This window comes from Nocardioides thalensis, assembly GCF_013410655.1.
GTDB lineage: Bacteria > Actinomycetota > Actinomycetes > Propionibacteriales > Nocardioidaceae > Nocardioides > Nocardioides thalensis.
The window spans coordinates 816,512-836,215 of the sequence record NZ_JACCFP010000001.1 but is presented as its reverse complement, the minus strand read 5'-3'; the positions used below and the strand labels follow the sequence as shown (position 1 = coordinate 836,215).

The following is a 19,704-nucleotide window of genomic DNA, read 5'->3' as shown; positions in this document are numbered from 1 at the left end:
GCTGATCGGTGGCCCACCTGACCCGGGTCAAGTCCCGGCTCTCGATCCACGCGCACCGCAAGGTGCGCGGCCTGCTCCAGGGCGAGTACGCCGCGGTCCAGACCGGGCGCGGCATCGACTTCAACGACCTCCGCGAGTACGTCCGCGGCGACGACGTGAAGGACATCGACTGGAAGGCGTCGGCGCGCACCCGCAGCCTGCTGGTCAAGAGGTACGTCGCCGAGCGCAAGCACACGATCCTGCTGTGCGTCAGCACCGGGCGGAGCATGGCCGCGATGAACGACGCCCGCGTCGCCAAGCGCGACCTCGCGGTGCTGGTCGCGGGCATGGTCGGCTACCTCGCCGTGGAGCACAAGGACTTGGTGGCGCTGGTGCACGGCCACGCCGCCGACCAGCACGTGCGCCCGCCGGGCGGCGGCGAGCTGCACCTCGAGCGGCTGCTCGCCGAGGTGCACGACACGACCACCCCCGACGCCCCGGCCGCCGACCTCACCGCGGTCCTGCGGTACGCCGCCCGCGCCGTGCGCCGCCGCACGATCCTGCTGGTCGTCGCCGACGAGCGGGAGATCTCGCGCGACCTCGCCGACGCGCTCAAGCGGCTCACGGTCCAGCACGAGGTGCTGTTCGTGACGATCGGCGACCTCGACCCGACGAGCGTCCCGGAGGACGACGGGGCAGGCCGCCTCGTCGACATCGACTCCGGCAGCGCCGTACCCGACTGGATCCGCGGCGACACCGTGCTCCAGGAGGAGTACGCCGCACTGGTGCGCGCCGAGGAGGCCGACCGCCGGCGTCGGCTCGACCAGCTCGGCATCGTCCACGAGCACGTGCACGACGGCGACTCCGCCGTCGCCGCCGTCTTCCGCCTGCTGGAGAGGCACCGTCATGCTGTCCGCAGGTGACGTCCCACTGCCGGAGGAGTTCACCGGGCCGGTCGACTACGCGGGCACCTGGCTGACGCTCGCGCTGATCGGCCTCGCCCTGGTCGCGGCCTACTACGTCGCGGCGTGGGCGCTCACCCGGCCGCGCGCCGACGAGCCCGCGGCGCCGCCGGTGACGACGGCCCGCGGCCGGCACCTGTCGCGGATCGACTCGATCGAGGACGACGTGCGCAGCGGGCGCATCGAGCCCCGGCTGGCCCACCAGCAGCTCAGCGGCCTGGTGCGCGGCTACGTCGAGGAGGTCAGCGACCTCCCGGCCCGCACGATGACGCTCGCCGACCTCCGCGCCCGCGCGCCCCGCCAGCTCGCCGACGCGATCGCGGTGATGTATCCGCCCGAGTTCGCGCCCGACGACCCCGACGGCGCGAGCCGCGAGGCCGCTCGCGCCGCCTTCGAGCGCGCCGTCGACGACGCCCGCACGGTGGTGGCGTCATGGGGATGAACTGGACCACCCTCGAGTCCACGTTCGCGCAGACCTGGCTGATGCTGCTGCTGACGACGCTCGTCGTCATCGTCGTGATCGCCGCGCGGGTACGCCGCCCGCGGCCTCCGGCCAACACGACGTACGTCGCGCACGTCGCCCGCCTGCAGGCGCTCCCCCGCTACCGCGCCCTGATCGCCCGGCGCCAGAACCTCGCGATGCTGGCGACCGTCGCCACCCTCGGGACCTGCCTCGGCGGCATCATCCTCGCCGGGCGGCTGCAGGAGACGCGCAGCAGCGACAGCAACGCGCGCACCCGCGACATCGTGCTGTGCCTCGACGCCTCCGGCTCGATGAGCCAGGTCAACGCGAGCGTGATCGCGGAGTTCCAGGAGATCGTCGACGGGCTCGCGGGCGAGCGGATCGGCATGACGATCTGGGACGGCCGGTCGATCTCGATCTTCCCGCTCACCGACGACTACGAGTTCGTCAGCGATGAGCTCTACCGCGCGCAGCGGGCGTTCAAGACCGAGGACTGGAGCTACACGGTCGGCACCGGCTTCGCCAGCGCCGTGTCGCAGATCGGCGACGGGCTCGTCTCCTGCGTGCAGCGCTTCGACCGGCTCGACGAGGACCGCGGGCGCGCCATCGTGCTGGCGTCCGACAACCAGCCCGCCGGCGAGGGCATCTTCACGCTGCGCCAGGCCCAGCGGTACGCCGTCGAGCGCGACGTCGTGGTGCACGCCGTCGCGGCGCCGCACACGAACGAGAAGCCCGAGAAGGCGGCCGAGTTCGAGCAGGTGGTCGCCGCGACCGGCGGCACCTACCACCTGCTCGGCGACGAGGGGTCCGCCGGCGAGGTCGTCGACGCGATCAACGAGCTCGAGGCCGAGAAGATCGACAAGCCCCCGGTGATCGAGGTCGTCGACCGCGCGGGCCCGGGACGCCTGGTCGCCGGCGTCGGCGGCGGCGTTCTCGTCCTCGTCTGGGCCGCGCAGGCGGCGGCCTGGCTCCAGGGCCGGCGGGCGACCCCGGCGGCGCGCGCCGAGCGCGCGACCGAGGCCGTCCCCAAGCTGGAGCTGAAGGTGAGGTCGTGATGCCGGTCCTCACCATCGTGCGCCGCGTCCTGATCGCCGCCACCCTCGTGGTGATCCTTCTCGTGCCGCTGCGGGGCGGGAACGCGCCGGTCGTGACCAAGGGCTCCGACATCGACGTCCTCGTCGTCGTCGACACCACCCGCTCGATGGCGGCGCTCGACTACGGCGACGGCGAGCCACGGTGGAACGGCGTCGAGCAGGACCTGCCGGCGCTCGCCGAGGCGCTGCCCGGCGCCCGGTTCGGGCTGCTCACCTACGGCGCCGACGCCGACCTCGTGCTGCCGTTCACCACCGACACGGCGGCGTTCACCTCCGCGGTCGAGACCACGTTCGTGGAGTCGGTCTTCTTCTCCGCCGGCTCCCGCATCGACCGGCCCGTCTACGAGGTCACCACGACGTTGGAGCGGGCCGCGGAGCTCGACCCCGACCGGCGCCGGTTCGTGGTCTTCGTCAGCGACGGCGAGGACACCGACGAGGGCCAGCCGGCGCCGTACGACGAGGTCGGCGACCTGATCGCGGGGGGCGCGGTGCTCGGCTACGGCACCGAGGAGGGTGCGCGGATGCCCGAGGCCGACGACATGAGCACCGACCAGGGCTACGTCTACGACTACCAGGAGCTCACGGACGCCATCTCGCGCGCGGACCCCGAGAACCTGGCCGACCTCGCCGACGAGCTCGACGTCGACTACGTGCACCGCACGACCCCGGGCGGCATGGACGAGGTCGCCGCGGACTTCCGGTCGACGCCCAGCAACGACGGCACCTCCGGCAGCGGCCAGCGCGACCTGGTCTGGATCGCCGGCCTGGTGCTGGTGCTGCTGCTGCTCTGGGAACTCTACGTCGCTGCGCGCGCCTGGACCCTGGCGTCCGAGGCGCTGCGCGCCGTGCCGGGACAGGGCGGCCCGCGATGAGCCGCGAGGCGCTGCGCAAGCGGCTGTTCGTCGCTGGGGCGCTGCCCGCGGTGCTCGTCCTCGCCTACCTGCTCAAGGTGACGCTGATGCTGTCGCACAACGGCGACGGCCGTGAGCGCTTCGCGCAGGAGGCGTACGGCGCCGCCGCCGACGAGCTGGAGGCCAACCAGTCCCTCGACCTCTTCGAGTCCTGGATCACCGCGTTTGACGAGGGCGCCGCCCGGCACGCGGCCGGCGAGCTCGACACGGCGATCGCGCTCTACACCGACGCGCTCGACGGCGTGCCGGCCGAGCAGGAGTGCCTCGTGCGGATCAACCTCGCGCTCGCCCACGAGGCGGCCGGCGGTGAGCTGATGACCCAGAAGCGGCCCGACCGCGACGCCGCCGAGACGGCCTGGCAGGCGGGCGTCGACGCGCTCGCCGCCGGCGGCTGCCCGGACGACGCCCCGGGCGGCGCCGAGCAGACCGCCGACGCGAAGGCCGTCGACGACCGGCTGCAGAAGCTGCTGGACCAGGAGAAGGACAAGAAGGACGACGAGAAGAAGGAGCCGGAGAAGGAGGACGAGCCGCAGCCGCCCAGCCCCGAGGAGAAGAAGCTCGACCGCCGCAACGCCGCCGGCCAGACCGAGCGCAACAACGAGCGCCAGCAGCAGGGCGAGGCCGGCCTCCGGGGGCCGACCTGGTGACGGGCTCTAGCCGTCAGCCCCTGCGGCGAACCCGCCGTACCAGCCACCTGACGACCAGCAGGCCGACCACGCCCAGCGCCGCCTGCTTGCCATAGGACTTCAGCAGCACCGGCAGCACCGCGCTGCCCAGGTCGAGCGCGTCGTCCTCGTCCCGTGCGGAGGACGCCGGAGCGGAGCCCACTGTGGCGGACGAGGAGACGGAGCCGGCCGGGCGATTCGGCGACGACGCGCCGGCGCCCTGACCACCGTCGGCCTCGACCACCGAGCGCCGCTGCGCGGCGGAGCCGGCAAGCCCGGACGGCTCCGTCTCCTCGTCCGCTGCGTCCGATGGGCTCCGGTCCGAGACGGCCGACTCCTCACCCAACCGCTGCTCCAGGCAGGCGACGAACTGCCCGAGCAGCTTGTCCGAAACGTCCTGCATCACCCCGCGCCCGAACTGCGCCGGCTTGCCGGTGATCGCCAGGTCGGTGACGACCTCCACCACCGTGCAGCCGCCCGACCCGTTCGGCGCCGTCATCGACAGGGTGACGTCGGCGCCGGCGGTGCCGTTGCCGCGCTTGTCGCGTCCCTTCGCGGCGACGACGAACCGGTGCGCGGCGTCGTCGCGCTCGGTGAACGTGCCCGAGCCGGTGTAGACGAGGGCGATCGGGCCGAGCTTGACCTTGCAGGTGCCCTCGAACGTGTCCCCCTCCGCCGAGGTGACCTGGGCTCCCGGGAAGCACTCCGCGAGCGCGGCGATGTCCTGGAAGTGCGCCCAGGTCTCCTCGACCGGCGTGGGCACGGTGAAGGTGTGCGTGAGCTCCATGCGTTCGAGGCTATGCGATCGAGTGAGTGGACCAGCGCCGGCGAGGAACGAGCCGAAGCGCTGGCCGCGAGCGAGTGAGCAAGGCGCGAAGCGCCTAGGCGGGGCCGGGAGTGGCGGAGCCCGGGACCTGGGTGCCGTTGCGCCCGGCGGCCTTCAGCACCGCGCGCCGCGTGAGCACCGTCGCCAGGTGGCGCCGGTAGTCGGCGTCGCCGTTGAGGTCGCTCGGCGGGCTGGTGCCCGCGGCGGCGTGCGCCGCGGCGGCCCCGACGGCCTCCTCCGTGGCCGGCTGCCCGACCAGAGCCTCCTCCACCGCGGTCGCCCGCACCGGCGTGCTGCCCATGTTGGTGAGCCCGATCCGCGCCTCGCCGATGGTGTCGCCGTCCATCCGGACCGTCGCCCCGACCGCGACGATCGGCCACTGGTGCACGACCCGCACGAACTTCTCGTAGTGCGCGCCCCAGCCGGGCCGCTTCGGCACCCGCACCTCGACCAGGATCTCGTCGTCGGAGATCGCGGTCTCGAACAGGTCGACGAAGAACTCGTCGGCCGGCACCGTCCGGGTGCCGCCCGGGCCCTGCACGACGAACGTCGCCCCGAGCGCCAGGGCCGGCCCGCCCAGGTCGCCGGCCGGGTCCGCGTGCGCGAGCGAGCCGCCGAACGTCCCGCGGTGGCGCACCTGCGCGTCGGCGAGCTGCGTCGTCGCCTTCGTCAGCAGCAGCGCGTGCTCGTGGACGAGCGGGTCGTGCAGCACCTCGTCGTGGGTGGTCATCGCGCCGATCGCGAGGTGGTCGTCGCCGTCGCGGATGCCGCGCAGGGCGGGGATCCGGCCGAGGTCGATCACCCACTCGGGCGCGTTGAGCCGCATCCGCAGCACGGGCAGCAGGCTCTGGCCTCCGGCCAGGATCTTCGCCTCGTCACCGTGCTGCGCGAGCGCGGCGAGCGCGGCCTCGACGGTCTCCGGGGCGACGTACTCGAATGCTGCGGGGGTCACTGGGCACCTCCGGTGGTCCGGTCGACGGTGCCTTCGGTGCCCGTCGACGGGTCGAAGTGCGGCATCGCCGCACCAGTCGTCTCGTCCGCGCCGTCACCGGCGTGGATGGCCCGCCACACCCGTTCGGGCGTGCACGGCATGGCGATGTCGGTGACGCCGCGATCGCGCACGGCGTCGACGATCGCGTTGACCACGGCGGGCGTCGACGCGATCGTCCCGGCCTCGCCGACCCCCTTCGTCCCGAGCGTGTTGGTGGTGCTCGGCGAGGTGGTGTGGTCGATGTCGAAGCTGATCGTGTCGGCGGCGGTCGGCAGGAGGTAGTCGACGAAGGAGCCGCTCACGAGCGTCCCGGAGTCGTCGTACACCGCCTCCTCCCAGAGCGCCTGGGCGATGCCCTGCACCAGGCCGCCGTGGACCTGGCCGGCGACGATCAGCGGGTTGATGATGTTGCCGATGTCGTCGACCGCGACGTACTTGCGCATCTTCACCGCGCCGGTCTCGGTGTCGACCTCCATGGCGCACAGGTGGGTGCCGTGCGGGAAGGAGAAGTTGACCGGGTCGTACGTCGCCGCGGCGTCGAGGTTGGGCTCGACGCCGTCGGGCAGGTCGTGCGCCGCCCAGGACGCCGTCGCGACCTCCTGGATCGTCACGCCCTGGTCGGTGCCCCGCACCTGGAGCCGGCCGCCGGAGAACTCGAGGTCGTCGACCGACGCCTCGAGCATGTGGGCGGCGATGGGCTTTGCCCGCTCGACCACCTTGTCGGCGGCCCGGACCAGCGCCTCCCCGCCCACGACCAGCGACCGCGACCCGTAGGTGTCGAGTCCGCGCACCGACACCTGCGTGTCGCCGTGCAGCACCTCGACGTCCTCGAACGGTACGCCGAGCCGGTCGGCGACGATCTGCGACCAGGCCGTCTCGTGGCCCTGGCCGTGGGCGGAGGCACCCGTGATCACCTCGACCTTGCCGGTCGGCAGCATCCGGATCTCGGCGTGCTCCCACCCGCCGGCGCCGTAGTTGAGCTGGCCGAGCACCCGCGACGGCGCCAGGCCGCACATCTCGGTGAACGTCGAGATGCCGATCCCCAGCTGGACCGGGTCGCCGCTCTCACGGCGCCGCCGCTGCTCGGCGCGCAGCTCGTCGTAGCCGAACATCTCCTTGGCCCGCTCGGTCGCGGCCTCGTAGTTGCCGGAGTCGTAGGTCATGCCGGCGACCGTGGTGAACGGGAACTCCTCCGGCTTGATCCAGTTCATCGCCCGCAGCTCGAGCGGATCCATGTCGAGCTCGGCCGCGAGCTCGTTCATCAGGCGCTCGATGGCGTACGTCGCCTCCGGGCGACCCGCGCCGCGGTAGGCGTCGACCCAGGTCTTGTTGGTGAGCACCTGCGTGGTCGTGAACCGGTAGGCGTCGAACTTGTAGATCGAGTTGAACATCCAGGCGCCGAGCACCGGCACGCCGCCGCCGACGATCGCGATGTAGGAGCCCATGTCCGCGAGCAGGTCGACCTTCAGGCCGGTGACCCGGCCCTCCTTGGTGGCGGCGAGCGTGAGCCGCTGCCACTGGTCGCGCCCGTGGTGGCCGGACATCAGGCTCTCGCTGCGGGTCTCGGTGTACTTCGCGGGCTTGCCGGTCCGCTTGGCCGCGAGGAACGTCAGCCACTCCTCGGGCGTGGTCTGGAGCTTGCCGCCGAAGCCGCCGCCGACGTCGGGGGCGATCCACCGGATCTTCGACTCCGGGGTGCCGGTCGTCGCCGCGAGCAGGAAGCGCGCGATGTGCGGGATCTGCGTCGAGGACCAGATCGTGTACTGCTCCCCCGTCGGGTCGACGACCGTCGACCGCGGCTCCATGAACGCCGGGATCAGCCGCTGCTGGCGGTACTCCCGCTCGATCACGATGCCGCTCTCGCGGGCGGTGGCGATGGCCTCGTCGACGTTGCCGCCGGTGCCGGCCTCCGCCGAGTCCAGGCTCCAGACCGAGGAGATGTTGGTACCTAGGTCGGGGTGCGCGAGCACCTTGTCCTCGGCGGCCTCCTTGAGGTCGATCGCGGGCGGCAGCTCCTCGTAGTCGACCTCGACGAGCTCGGCCGCATCGCGGGCCTCGGCCGCCGTACGGGCGACGACGACGGCGACGATCTCGCCGGCGAACGACACCCGGTCGACCGGCATCGGCAGGTGGTCGGGCGCCTTCTGCTCGGCGCTGAGCGGCCAGGCGTTGGCGATCACGCCCTGCACCTCGGCGACCTCGCGGCCGGTGAACACGTCGACCACGTTGACCGCGCTCTTCGCGGCGCTGGTGTCGATGTTGGTGATCCTCGCGTGGGCGAACGGGCTGCGCACCATCGCGAGGTGGAGCATGCCCGGGAGCGTGATGTTGTCGGTCCAGCGGGTGCGACCGGTGATGAGGCGCTGGTCCTCCTTGCGGCGGCGGTCGCGACCGATCTCGTTGGCCGGCGCCTCGGCGACGCCGGTCTCGTTCTCGGTGGTGGTCATGCCCCGACCCCCTCCGGGTGCTGGCCGGACGTCGCCTCGGCCGCGTGCTGCACTGCCTTGACGATGTTGTGGTAGCCGGTGCAGCGGCAGAGGTTGCCCTCGAGGCCGTGCCGGATGGCCTCCTCCGAGGGCTGCGGGTTGCCGTTGAGCAGGTCGATGGTCTGCATGATCATCCCCGGCGTGCAGAAGCCGCACTGGAGACCGTGGCACTCGCGGAAGGCCTCCTGCACGGGGTGCAGGTCGCCGTCCTTGGCCAGGCCCTCGACGGTGGTGACCTCGCCGCCGTCGGCCTGGACGGCGAGGACGTTGCACGACTTCACGCTGCTGCCGTTGAGATGCACGGTGCACGCGCCGCAGTTGCTGGTGTCGCAGCCGATGACGGTGCCGGTCTTGCCGAGGCGCTCCCGGAGGTACTGCACGAGCAGCATCCGGGGTTCGACGTCGTCGGCCACCTGCTGGCCGTCGACGGTGAGGCTGATGCGGGTCATGACGCTCCCTGAGGGGTCGAGGGAAATCTGTGACCCCGCTCACGCTAGGGAGCGCCGGTTGGCGGATGGTTGGACCCGGCGACGGCCGCCTCCCAGGCCGAGCCGACGATCTCCCGCAGGCCCCGCTTGGCGTCCCACCCCACGACGTCGCGGATCCGCGCCACGTCGGCGACGACCGAGGCCGGGTCGCCCGGCCGGCGGTCGACAGGAAGCGGTACGACGTCCGCGCCGGATGCCTCGCCGACCGCGGCGAGCACCTCGAGCACCGAGGAGCCGGCGCCGGTGCCGACGTTGAAGACCGGGTCGGTCCGCTCCGCGGCGTCGCCCGCGCTCGCGGCCAGGTGCTCCAGCACGGCGAGGTGGGCGTCGGCGAGGTCGGCCACGTGCACGTAGTCGCGGACGCAGGTGCCGTCGGCCGTGGCGTAGTCGGTGCCGAACACCGGCACCCCCTCGCCACGGCGGACCCGGTCGATGGCGATCGAGACCAGGTTCTGCACCGTCGGGTCGCCGAGGTCGGACCAGCCGGCGCCGGCGACGTTGAAGTAGCGCAGCGCGGCCCACGACAGGCCCCACGCACGCTCGGCGTTGCGGCACATCCACTCCCCGACGAGCTTGGTCTCCCCGTAGGGGCTCATCGGCGCGCAGGTCGCTCCCTCGCCGACCGGTCGACCGTCGGTCGCGGCGGCGCCGTACACCGCCGCCGAGGAGGAGAACACCAGCCGTGAGACGTCGGCGCTCTCCATCGCCCGGAGCACGGCGAGCAGCCCGCCGACGTTCTGCTCGTAGTACCAGGCGGGGCGCGCGACCGACTCGCCCACGTCCTTCTTGGCGGCGAAGTGGACCACCCCGGTCACGCCGTGCTCGCGCATCAGCTCGGCAAGGGGGTACGACGCCGCGGCCAGCGAGAGGTCGGCCCGGACCATGCGGGCATGGTCGACGCGGTCGGCCCGGCCGGTGCTGAGGTCGTCGACCACGACCACGTCGCCCCGTTGCAGGAGCAGTCGGACCACGTGGGCGCCGATGTAGCCGGCCCCGCCGGTCACCAGGATCGTCATCGCGGGAGCCCGTCGTGGACCGCGCGGCGCAGGGCCGCGTCGACGAGCTGGTCGGGCACGGCGCCGGTGACGCGGCGCTCCCGCAACGCCTCGTCGTACGTCGCCGCGTACGCGTCGAGCATCGGCGCGAGGTGGAAGCGCTGGGCGACGAGCTCGCGGCCCCGCAGACCGAGCCGCCGCCGGGCGACCGGGTCGGTCGTGAGGTCGATGAGCGCAACGGCGAGCGCGTCGGCGGAGCCCGGCTCGACCAGCCGCACGCCATCGCCGAGGGTCTCGAGCACGCCGCCGACGCGCGAGACGACCACGGGCAGACCGAGGCTCATCGCCTCCAGCAGGCTGATCGGCAGGCCCTCCCAGTCGGTCGGGAGGACGAGGAAGTCCGCGGCGGCCAGCAGCCAGTCGGCGTCGGTCCGCTCGCCGAGGAGCCGGATGTCACCGGTGCCCTGTGCGACCTGGCGCTCGACCGCGCCGCGGGTCGGGCCGTCGCCGGCGAGCAGCAGGACCGAGCCGGCGGGGAGCCGCTCCCACGCCCGGACGAGGAGGTCGTGCCGCTTCTGGGTCGCGAGCCGCGCCAGGCACAGCCCGACCACGGCGCCGGGCGCGATGCCGAGCCGCAGCCGGGCCTGCTCGCGGTCGCGCCGCGGCGGGGGCGTCACGGCGTTCTCGATCACGCTCACCCGCGCGGCCGGAAAGCCGTGCTCGACGAGGCCGTCGGCGACGTGGAGCGAGACGGCGACGACGTGGTCGCTGGTGCGCCGCAGGAGCCGCGCCCCGGTCGCCAGCTCGCCGTCGGGAACGCCGTGCAGGGTCGTCACCACGGGGGCCGAGCCACCGACGGCCAGGCGGGCGACGACGGCGGCCTTGACGTTGTGGGCGTGCACGACGTCGGGCGCCCAGCCGCGCCGCAGCCGGCGGAGCGCCCGGACCGAGCTCGTCAGGTCGACGGCGCGGCGGCTGTCGAGCCGCACGGCATGGTGCGGTACGCCGGCCGCCACCACCTCGTCGGCGCGGAAACCCCCGGCGCTCGCGATCCGGACCTCGTGGCCGCGCCGCCGGGCGTCGACGGCGAGCGTGGTCGCGACCACCTCTGCGCCACCGGCGCCGAGCACCGGGATCACGGACAACAGCCTCACCACTGCGGCTCCTTCCGGTTGCGCCGGCGCTCGATCGCCCGCATCCACGTGAACGCCCCGTCGAGCTGCCGCCGCACGTCGCGGGGGCGGTCGAAGGCGAAGGCCCGCCGCAGCGACACCGGGTCGTGCCCGGGTGAGTTCCGGCCGCGCTCGGTGGTGATCGCGATCTCGTAGCCGGCCGCCTCGACCTGGTCGCGGATCCGCTCGTCCCACCCGCCCATCGGGTAGGCGAAGGAGGTGACCGGGCGGCCGAGCAGGTCCTCGAGCGTGGCTCGCGACCGCACGAGCTCGTCGGCGACCTGCTGCGGCCGGAGGCCGGGCAGCCACCGGTGGGTGGCGGTGTGCGAGCCGATGTCGAGGCCCTCGGCGGCTGCGTCGCAGAGCGCGGCGGCCGTCGCGAGCCGGGTCAGGTCGCTGTCCGGCCGGTGCCGGTGGTCCCAGGGGAAGCGGCCGCCGCGCAGCACGTAGTCGCTGACCGCGAAGAGCGTCGCGGGCAGGCCCCGGCGGCGCAGCTCGGGCCACGCCTGCTCGACCACGCTCGCGTAGCCGTCGTCGAACGTCAGCGCGACCGCCCGATCGGGCAGCCGCCCGGCGGCGAGCAGCCGGTAGGCCTCGTCGAGCGGGAGCACGGTCGCGCCCCACTCCTCGAGGACGTCGAGGTGACGGGCGAAGTCCTCCGGCGTGGTGGTCAGTCCGTCGCGGGCGTCGCCGATGCGGTGCCAGCCGACGAGGGTCAGCGTCCCGGACCCACCCGAGAGGGCGGTCGTCGCCCGCACCGCCGGCTGGACCAGCGCGGCCGCCAGCCTGGTCGTGGTCCTCATGCCCGCCCCCGCACGACGCGCGACACCGCGGTGGCCACGGCCGCCGACCGGCCCGGCACGAGCAGCACGACCGGGACGGCGTACGCCGCCGCGGCCGCCGAGCCGACCAGCAGCAGTCCGGACAACGAGGTGCGGGTGTCGGGCCACACCACCTGCGGGACGACCGCGACCCCGGCCATCAGGAACACGCCGAACCCGGCCGGGGCGAGCCGCCCGAGCAGCGCACCCCACTCGATCCCCGGCACTCGGCGCCCGACGACGGCGAGCGCGGCGACGAGGGTCACCGCTGCCGCAGCGGCCTGGCCGACGGCCACCATCGTGATCCCGTCGTTGACGACCGCGACGAGCAGCCCGACCAGGACGACCAGGTGCACCGCGTTGAGGAGGAACGTGTCGCGCGTGCGGTCCACGGCGTTGAGGGTGACCAGGCACAGGTGCAGGGCGCTGAGCGTCATCCCGTAGAGCGCCAGCCAGCGCAGTGCGGGCACCGCCGGCTCCCACTGCTCGCCGAGCAGGCCCAGGTGGGGCGCCAGCAGGACGATGCCGGCGTAGAGCGGCAGCACCAGGGTGTGGAGCACCACGGCGCTGTCGACCACCGCGCGCGCGAGGTCGCGCCCGGCCAACCGGCACAGGTGGGCGAACGCGGCGCCGCCGATGACGATCCCGATCAGCAGGTAGGGCATGTAGGCCAGCCGGAACGCCATCGAGTAGGCGCCGAGCGCGGACGCGCCGAGCTCGTGCGCGACGACGAGGTAGTCGACGTTGAGCATCAGCAGGGTGAGGAGGTTGGCGGCGGCGAGGTGCCCGCCGTACCGGACCAGGCCGGCGATGTCGTCGCGGCTCCAGCCCGGCCGGACCGGCGCGCGCATGCACCAGAGCAGGACCATCACGAGGGAGACCTGCATCAGCTGGCCGTAGACGAGGGAGAACGCACCGTGCCCGGTCGCCGCGAGCGACACCGACAGCACCGCGCCGGCGACCGCGCCGACCATGTCGGGGAGCACCCGGCGCCGGAACGCCAGCGACCTCCGCAGCAGTTCCTGGCTCACCCCCGAGACCGCGGTGAACGGCAGGCAGAGGATCAGGCCGCGGATGACGTCGGTGCCGAGGTCGCCGGTGTTGAGCACGTGCGACATCCCGGGGGCGAGGAGCCACACGGCCGCGGTGATCGTCACTGCGAGCCCGAGCGCGACCGTGAGAGCGCTGCGCGCCGCACGCTCGGCGTCCCCACGCCAGTGCACGAGCGCCGTGCTGCTGCCGAGGTCGGTGATCACGCCCGTCACGTTGAGGACCAGGGCGCCGACGGCGAGCACCCCGATCGCCGAGGGGGCGAGCATCGCGGCGAGCAGCAGGAGCACTGCCGTCTGCGCCGACTTCACGATCGCCGCGCCGGCACCGAGCCAGCCCGCGCCGCGCACCAGGCTGCCGGTGACCGGCTCGGCCGGCGCCTCCGCGGTGCTCGCTCCCGCGTCAGTCATCGAGGCCCCGGCTCCGGAGGCGGCGTACGGCGGCTCCCGCCGCGCGCCGCGCGCGCTCGGCGACCACGACCAGGCGCAGCACCAGCCGGGCGCCCGGGCCGTGGGCGGCCCGGGCCCGCACCACCGCGCGAGCCTCGGACGCGAACGACAGCTTGTAGGGCTCGGCACCGCGCAGCAGGTCGAGCTCGGTCAGCCCGTCGCGGCACGCGTCCTCGATCGCGGCGGCGTAGAGGAGGTTGCCGACGTCGGCGTGGTCCGGCTCGAGCCGGCGGGCGATCTGGTACGTCGACAGCCGGCCGCCGGTCGTGAAGCTCAGCAGCACCCCGCACCGGGCGCCGTCCCGCTCGGCGACGTGGATCCGCACCTCCCCCGCGCTCGTCCCGGCGAGCACGGCGCGCCGGATCTGCGGCGACCACCGCAGCAGTGGACGCCGGTCGCGGCGGACCGCGTGCAGCGACCACAGGTCGTCGAGCCCGCCGGCGACCTCGGCGTCGGGCAGCCGACGGAAGACGGTGCCGGCGCGCTCCGCGCGGCGCTGCTTCTTCCCCGTCCGCTTGGCGAACGTCCGGGTGCGGGCCCGGTAGTAGTCGGCCGGGTCTGCGGGCAGCGGCTCCCACGGCCCGAGGTCGGTGGTCGTGAGCGCGGCGCCGGGCAGCGCGTCGACCACCCGCGCGCGCTCGTGGAGCCCGTCGAGGTCGACCACCCGGTTGCCCGGCCGGGTGAACCAGTCGCGCAGCGCGGCGACGACGTCGTCCGCGCGACCCGGCTCGGCCACGAGGTCGATGTGGTCGGGGCACAGCCGCCCGGCGCCGAGCGCGGTGTAGACCGGCACACCGAGCCGCCGGCTGCGCCGTACGGCCAGGCCGCCGAGCAGCCGGTCGTCCTCGAGCACGAGCAGGTAGCGCGCGTTCCGGTCGGCGACGGCCGTCAGCCACCACGACTTGAGGAAGGGGCTGGCCAGGGGCGCGCCGTCGGCGAGCCGGTCCCAGTCGCCGGCCCGGTCGAGCGACCTCGCCTCGCGCACCGTCGGGCGGGGGCGCGCGGGGGGCGTCGTGGGCGGGACCGCGGGCGCGGCGGGGGCCGCGGGTGCGGACGGGAGCATGCCCTACCAGTGCGCGACGGGCCCGCCCTGATCCAACGAGGGGCCGAAATGGAGACGCCGGCGTCTCAGGCCGGGTCGGTCTCAGCCGCGGGCGACGGCGAGGCGACCCTTCAGCAGGGGCACCGCGGGGTGGGAGCGGCCGCCGATCGGTCGCAGCCGGTCGAGGCAGACCTCGAGCACCTCGGCGTCGTAGGGCGCCAGCTCGCTGTAGTGGATGACCGCGTCGGGCTGCGGGTCGGCGAGCAAGGCCTCGCGCACGGCGACGGCGACGTACTCGCCCATCTCGACGAGCGCCGGGCTGTTGGTGCCGGGCAGGAGGTCGCCGCCGTAGGCGTCGAGTGCCGGGCCGACCTGGCCGCGGCGCAGGAGGGCGAGCACGTGGTCGACGTCGGTGGCGACGGGCATCAGCAACCGGTAGGGGCGCGACGCGAGCTGGCCGCCGAGGGCGTGGCGCAGGTGGGAGACCTCGGCCTTGAGCGTCGAGAAGGTGACGGCCTGGTCGCCGTAGAGGTGGGCGTGCAGCTGCTCGAGCGACAGGCCCTCCGGGTGGAGCGCGAGCAGCGCCAGCACCTCGGTCTGGCGGCGGGTGAGCAGCAGCCGCTGCCCGTCGAGGCGGGCTTCGGCGGTGCCGAGCAGCGTCATCACCAGGCCGGGGTCGGCGGTCTCCTCGACGGCGCCGACGTACTGCTGGGTGCGCGGCATCGCGCCCTCGACCAGCCGGGCCAGGACCCGCGCGGTCGCGAGGCCGATCGGGTGGGTGCGGTCCCAGGTCGTCGACAGGTCGATGACGCCGAGCTTGGCGCCGGTGACCGGGTCGTGCAGGGGCGCCGCCCAGCAGACCCAGTTGTGCACGATCGACGCGTAGTGCTCGGCGCTGAACACCATCGACGGCTGGGCGTCGCGGTTGGCGAGGTCGAGGGCGTTGGTGCCGACCGAGCGGTCGTCCCACCGGCCGCCGGGCACGAAGTTGACGGTCTCGGCCTTGCGACGCATGACGCGGCCGCCGTACGTCCAGAGGATCCGGGTCTGCGCATCGGTCACCGCGACGACGAGGTCACCGTCCTCGGCCGTACGGCGCAGCTCCTCCTCGACCCGCTCGACCGCGAGCTGGAGCGGGGAGTCGCGCCAGACCGAGCGGGTCTCCGACTCGTCGGCGAGCGGCGCCGCCTCGACCGTGGTCAGGACCGCCGACTCCGAGCGGGTCCAGCTGCGCAGGATCTCGGGCCGCACCAGCCGGTCGACGCCGTCGGTGTGCTCGACGAACGACGTCCAGGCGCGGACCGCCTCCAACCGCCGGGCCTGCAGCTCTGCGCGCGCCATGCGGACAGACTAGGTCGCCGCGTGACGGGCGTCACGCCTCTGCTGGTGGTTGAGGTGCGAGGCCGCCCGCGGCCGAGCCTCGAAACCTCCGGTGTCGTCGCGGTGGATCCGCCCATCCGTCTGCGCCAGGGGCTCCCCGCTGCCGCCCCAGCGGCCGGCGATGATCTCGGCGGCGATCGAGATCGCCGTCTCCTCGGGCGTGCGCGCGCCGAGGTCGAGTCCGATCGGGCTCGACATCCGCGCGATCTCCTCGGCGGTCAGGCCGGCCTCCTTGAGCCGCAGCTCCCGATCCTCGTGCGTGCGGCGCGAGCCCATCGCGCCGACGTAGCCGACCCCGGGCAGCCGGAGCGCCACCTCGAGGAGGGGTACGTCGAACTTGGGGTCGTGCGTGAGCACGGTGATCACCGTGCGGCGGTCGATGCGCCCGGCCTCCTGCTCGGCGGCGAGGTAGCGGTGCGGCCACTCGACGACGACCTCGTCGGCGTCGGGGAACCGGGTGTTGGTCGCGAACACGGGCCGGGCGTCGCACACCGTGACGTGGTAGCCGAGGAAGGCCCCGACCCGCGCCACCGCCGCGGCGAAGTCGATCGCGCCGAACACGAGCATCCGCGGCTTCGGCGCGAACGCCCACACGAAGACCCGCATCCCCTCGCCGCGCCGCTCGCCGTCGGGTCCGTAGGTCAGCGTGCCGCTGTGCCCGGACGCGAGCAGGCCGAGCGCGTCGTCGCGGACGGCGTCGTCGATCCGCTCCGACCCGAGCCCGCCGCTGGTTGAGGTGCGAAGGCCACTTCGTTCAGACCTCCCAGGGCCGAGCCTCGAAACCTGCGGCGCCTCCGGCCGCACGAACATCCGCCGCCCGACCCGCTCGGGGTCCGGGTGCTCGACGACGGTGGCCACGGCGATCGGCTCGCCCCGCTCGAGCTCGGCCGCGACGTCGCCGAGCCAGGGCATCGTCTCGCGGCTCACCTGCTCGACGTAGACGTCCAGGATCCCGCCGCAGGTGAGGCCGACGGCGTAGGCGTCGTCGTCGCTCACGCCGTACCGCTGGAGGACCGGAGAGCCGGTGCCGGCGACCTCCTGCGCGAGGTCGTAGACCGCGCCCTCGACGCAGCCGCCCGAGACCGAGCCGACCGCGGTGCCGTCCGGGCCGACGAGCATCGAGGCGCCCGGCGGTCGCGGCGCGGAACGGAACGTCGCGACGACCGTGCCCATGCCGACGGTCTCCCCCGCCTCCCACCAGCGCAGCAGGTCAGGCAGCACCTCACGCATGCTCGATCACCTCCATGAGCTCGGCGTACGTCGCCAGCGAGTGCCCGGCGACGAACGCGTCGACGTGCGGGAGCACGGCGAGCACGCCCCGCTGGAGGGGCTGGTAGCCGTCCTTGCCGCGATGCGGGTTCAGCCAGACGACGCGGTGCGCGAGCCGGTGCAGCCGGGCGACCTGCTCGGCGAGCAGGTCGGGGTCGCCGCGCTCCCACCCGTCGGAGCAGATCACCACGACCGCGCCGCGCGCGCGGTCGCGGTGGCGGTCGACGAACGCCCGCAGCGTCTCGCCCAGCCGGGTGCCACCCGACCAGTCCGGCACGACGGCGCCGGCCGCGACGAGCGCGCGCTCCGGGTCGCGCTGGCGGAGGGCGCGGGTCACGTGGGTGAGGCGGGTACCGACCGTGAACACCTCGACCACCCGGTTGGTCGAGTAGCCGGTTCGCGCTAGCGAGCCGGCGTATCGAGACCCGGTGGTCATCCGGTGCGCCAGCCTGAGCAGCGGGTCGGCGTACCCGCTCATCGACCCGGAGACGTCGACGAGCAGCACCACCCGCCGGCTCCGGGTGCCGCGCCGCCGGCGGTGGATCTTCGCGGGCTCGCCCATCCGGCGCAGGCTGGCGCGCAGCGTGCGCGACGCGTCGACGCGGCCGCGGGGCGCAGGCACGGCCCGCAGGGCACGCCGCCGCGGCGCCGGCGTGCGCAGCGACTCGAACAGCGCCGCGAGACGGCGGCGCTCGGCCGCGGAGAGCCCCGCGACGTCGCGGTGGCGCAGCACCTCCTCGGCGCTCGCCGCGGCGCGCACCCGGTCGCCGTCGCTGGCACCGTCCCCCTCCTCGTCGGCGAGGTCGACCATCGGCTGCGAGCTCACCCGCGGCTCCACCCGCCCGGTCGGTGCCGGCAGCGGGTCGCCGCTGAACCACTCCCGGAACACCTGGTCGTGGCGCACGAGGTCGTCGGGGCAGCCGCACAGCGTGGCGCGACCGGCGGCGTACGTCGCCGCGGGGTCGTCGAGCCCGGCGAGCGCGACGGCGTCGAGGTAGGCGCGCGTGCGATCGGCGGTCACCGGTACGCCGGCCGCCCGGAGCGCGCGGGCGAAGCCGAGCAGGATCTCGTCGGCGTCGCCGCTCATGGTGTCAGCATCCGGTCGAGCGCAGCCCGCACCCGGTCGGCGTCCTCGCGGTACTTCACCAGCGCGCCGATGGTCGCGGCGGCGACTTCGAGGTCGAGGTCGTCGGTGCCGAGGTGGTGCAGCGCCCGCGCCCAGTCGAGGGTCTCGGCGATCCCGGGCGGCTTGAGCAGGTCGCCGCCGTCGCGCAACTGCTGCACGACACCCACCACCTGGCGCGCCAGCGCGGCGCTCACCTGCGGCGCGCGGGACCGGACGATCGCGACCTCGCGGTCGAGACCCGGGTGGTCGATCCAGTGGTAGAGGCAGCGCCGCTTCAGCGCGTCGTGCAGCTCGCGGGTGCGGTTGGACGTGAGCACCACGGTGGGCGGCACCGCCGCCTGCACGGTGCCGAGCTCGGGGATGGTCACCTGGTAGGTCGACAGCACCTCGAGCAGGAAGGCCTCGAACTCGTCGTCCGCCCGGTCGATCTCGTCCACGAGCAGCACCGCCGGCGCCTGCTGGAGCGCGGCGAGCACCGGCCGGGCGAGGAGGAACCGCTCGTCGTACAGGCTCTTCTCCGCCTCGGCGACGTCGGGCGCCTCCCCCGCCGGCGCGACCGCCTCGAGCGCGCGCAGGTGCAGGATCTGCCGCGGGAAGTCCCAGTCGTAGAGCGCCTGGGTCGCGTCGATCCCCTCGTAGCACTGGAGCCGGATCAGCGGCAGCTCGAGCGCCTCGGCGACCGCCTCCGCCAACGCGGTCTTGCCCGTGCCGGGCTCACCCTCGAGGAGGAGCGGCCGCCGCATCTCGAGCGCCAGGAACAGCACCGTGGACAGGGCGTCGTCGCTGAGGTAGCCGGTGCGCTCGAGGCGCTGCGCGAGCTCGCCGACGCGCGGGTCCATGGGCCCAGGCTAGGCCCGGGTCGTTGGCCCGCGGTTGGTTCGGCGCCGGGCGGGGCGGTCAGTGAAGACTGTCGACGTCGGCCCCGGTCGCGAGGTCGCCGCACTCGACGTCGATGACCCGGTGCGTGCGGAGATATCCCCGGGCGCCCTGGTCGCCGATGGCGTCGGCGAAGACCCCGGCCCAGTGGTCCCTGCCGATCAGCACCGGGTGGCCCGGCTTCCCGTCGTACGTCGCCCGCGCCAGCCCGCCCGGGTGGTCGCCCTCGATCGCGACGAGCCTGCCGACGACCTCGGCGGTGACGTCGGGCAGGTCGACGAGGTGGAGCATCGCCGCCGTCGCACGTGTCTCGCCGAGCGCCGTGAGCCCGGCGTGCAGCGACAGCGAGATGCCGAGCTGCCAGTCCGGGGCGACCACCCAGTCGACCTGCGCGATCTCCGACGGGCCTCCCGGCAGGCCGTCCGCCAGGATCCGCTCCGCCTCGTCCGCGCGCGCCCCGAGCACCACGGTCACCCCGTCACAGCCCCCGTCGATCAGCACCTGCACCGATCGCAGCAGCCACGAGCCGCGGTCGTCGTACACCAGCGCCTTCGGCTTCCCCATCCGCGTGCCCGCCCCCGCCGCCAGCAGCAGTCCTCGGATCACCCCGCCATCCTGCCGGACGGGGAGACCAAACGATGCGGATGGGACCCCACCAT

Annotated in this window: 19 protein-coding genes; 5 read left to right on the top strand and 14 right to left on the bottom strand. The window is 74.1% G+C overall.

Annotated elements, in window-relative coordinates; translation table 11 throughout:
- The first annotated feature begins 8 nt into the window (after nt 1-8).
- Genes HNR19_RS04140 through HNR19_RS04120 form a run of 5 tightly spaced genes read left to right on the top strand, consistent with a single transcriptional unit; the run spans nt 9 to nt 4,056 of the window.
- The gene (locus tag HNR19_RS04140; RefSeq protein ID WP_179666756.1) at nt 9-902 is read left to right on the top strand and encodes a DUF58 domain-containing protein; all 894 of its coding nucleotides are present in this window, start codon (nt 9-11) and stop codon (nt 900-902) included.
- Nucleotides 886-1,383, top strand: a complete 498-nt coding sequence (locus HNR19_RS04135; protein WP_179666755.1) for a hypothetical protein — start codon at nt 886-888, stop codon at nt 1,381-1,383. Before HNR19_RS04140 ends, HNR19_RS04135 begins: the two co-directional genes overlap by 17 nt.
- Entirely contained in the window at nt 1,380-2,459 is a 1,080-nt protein-coding gene (locus tag HNR19_RS04130; RefSeq protein WP_179666754.1) for a vWA domain-containing protein, read from the top strand. Before HNR19_RS04135 ends, HNR19_RS04130 begins: the two co-directional genes overlap by 4 nt.
- On the top strand, nt 2,459-3,370 hold the full coding sequence (locus HNR19_RS04125) for a vWA domain-containing protein (RefSeq protein WP_179666753.1): 912 nt from the start codon (nt 2,459-2,461) through the stop codon (nt 3,368-3,370). The genes HNR19_RS04130 and HNR19_RS04125 overlap by 1 nt, the downstream gene beginning before the upstream one ends.
- Complete coding sequence (locus HNR19_RS04120; protein ID WP_179666752.1) at nt 3,367-4,056, top strand: hypothetical protein; 690 nt, start codon at nt 3,367-3,369, stop codon at nt 4,054-4,056. The genes HNR19_RS04125 and HNR19_RS04120 overlap by 4 nt, the downstream gene beginning before the upstream one ends.
- Nucleotides 4,057-4,069: 13 nt before the next feature.
- On the opposite strand, the gene HNR19_RS04115 is transcribed toward HNR19_RS04120, so the two are convergent.
- The 14 genes from HNR19_RS04115 to HNR19_RS04050 form a co-directional block, all read right to left on the bottom strand.
- Nucleotides 4,070-4,861, bottom strand: coding sequence for an SRPBCC family protein (locus tag HNR19_RS04115; protein WP_179666751.1), 792 nt, complete (start codon nt 4,859-4,861; stop codon nt 4,070-4,072).
- Nucleotides 4,862-4,955: 94 nt separating this feature from the next.
- Nucleotides 4,956-5,852 carry an FAD binding domain-containing protein gene (locus HNR19_RS23415; RefSeq protein ID WP_179666750.1) on the bottom strand — a complete coding sequence of 299 codons (897 nt, stop codon included), beginning with the start codon at nt 5,850-5,852 and terminating at the stop codon, nt 4,956-4,958.
- A complete protein-coding gene (locus HNR19_RS04105) occupies nt 5,849-8,338 on the bottom strand; it encodes a xanthine dehydrogenase family protein molybdopterin-binding subunit (protein WP_179666749.1) in 2,490 nt (829 codons plus the stop codon). Before HNR19_RS04105 ends, HNR19_RS23415 begins: the two co-directional genes overlap by 4 nt.
- The gene (locus HNR19_RS04100; RefSeq protein WP_179666748.1) at nt 8,335-8,826 is read right to left on the bottom strand and encodes a (2Fe-2S)-binding protein; all 492 of its coding nucleotides are present in this window, start codon (nt 8,824-8,826) and stop codon (nt 8,335-8,337) included. Before HNR19_RS04100 ends, HNR19_RS04105 begins: the two co-directional genes overlap by 4 nt.
- Nucleotides 8,827-8,870: 44 nt before the next feature.
- Nucleotides 8,871-9,881, bottom strand: coding sequence for a UDP-glucose 4-epimerase GalE (galE, locus tag HNR19_RS04095; RefSeq protein WP_179666747.1), 1,011 nt, complete (start codon nt 9,879-9,881; stop codon nt 8,871-8,873).
- Nucleotides 9,878-11,014, bottom strand: coding sequence for a glycosyltransferase (locus HNR19_RS04090; RefSeq protein ID WP_179666746.1), 1,137 nt, complete (start codon nt 11,012-11,014; stop codon nt 9,878-9,880). The genes galE and HNR19_RS04090 overlap by 4 nt, the downstream gene beginning before the upstream one ends.
- Nucleotides 11,011-11,835 carry a polysaccharide deacetylase family protein gene (locus HNR19_RS04085; protein ID WP_179666745.1) on the bottom strand — a complete coding sequence of 275 codons (825 nt, stop codon included), beginning with the start codon at nt 11,833-11,835 and terminating at the stop codon, nt 11,011-11,013. The genes HNR19_RS04090 and HNR19_RS04085 overlap by 4 nt, the downstream gene beginning before the upstream one ends.
- Complete coding sequence (locus HNR19_RS23105) at nt 11,832-13,313, bottom strand: oligosaccharide flippase family protein (RefSeq protein WP_179666744.1); 1,482 nt, start codon at nt 13,311-13,313, stop codon at nt 11,832-11,834. The genes HNR19_RS04085 and HNR19_RS23105 overlap by 4 nt, the downstream gene beginning before the upstream one ends.
- Nucleotides 13,306-14,415, bottom strand: a complete 1,110-nt coding sequence (locus tag HNR19_RS04075) for a GNAT family N-acetyltransferase (protein ID WP_179666743.1) — start codon at nt 14,413-14,415, stop codon at nt 13,306-13,308. Before HNR19_RS04075 ends, HNR19_RS23105 begins: the two co-directional genes overlap by 8 nt.
- An 81-nt stretch (nt 14,416-14,496) precedes the next feature.
- Nucleotides 14,497-15,735: a helix-turn-helix domain-containing protein gene (locus HNR19_RS04070; protein ID WP_179666742.1), complete on the bottom strand. Its 1,239-nt coding sequence runs from the start codon at nt 15,733-15,735 to the stop codon at nt 14,497-14,499.
- 9 nt (nt 15,736-15,744) lie between these two features.
- Nucleotides 15,745-17,004, bottom strand: coding sequence for an XdhC family protein (locus HNR19_RS04065; protein WP_179666741.1), 1,260 nt, complete (start codon nt 17,002-17,004; stop codon nt 15,745-15,747).
- Entirely contained in the window at nt 16,997-18,130 is a 1,134-nt protein-coding gene (locus tag HNR19_RS04060; protein WP_179666740.1) for a vWA domain-containing protein, read from the bottom strand. The genes HNR19_RS04065 and HNR19_RS04060 overlap by 8 nt, the downstream gene beginning before the upstream one ends.
- On the bottom strand, nt 18,127-19,008 hold the full coding sequence (locus tag HNR19_RS04055; RefSeq protein ID WP_179666739.1) for an AAA family ATPase: 882 nt from the start codon (nt 19,006-19,008) through the stop codon (nt 18,127-18,129). Before HNR19_RS04055 ends, HNR19_RS04060 begins: the two co-directional genes overlap by 4 nt.
- Before the next feature lie 58 nt (nt 19,009-19,066).
- Nucleotides 19,067-19,651, bottom strand: a complete 585-nt coding sequence (locus tag HNR19_RS04050; protein ID WP_343047042.1) for a nucleotidyltransferase family protein — start codon at nt 19,649-19,651, stop codon at nt 19,067-19,069.
- Nucleotides 19,652-19,704: the final 53 nt, after the last annotated feature.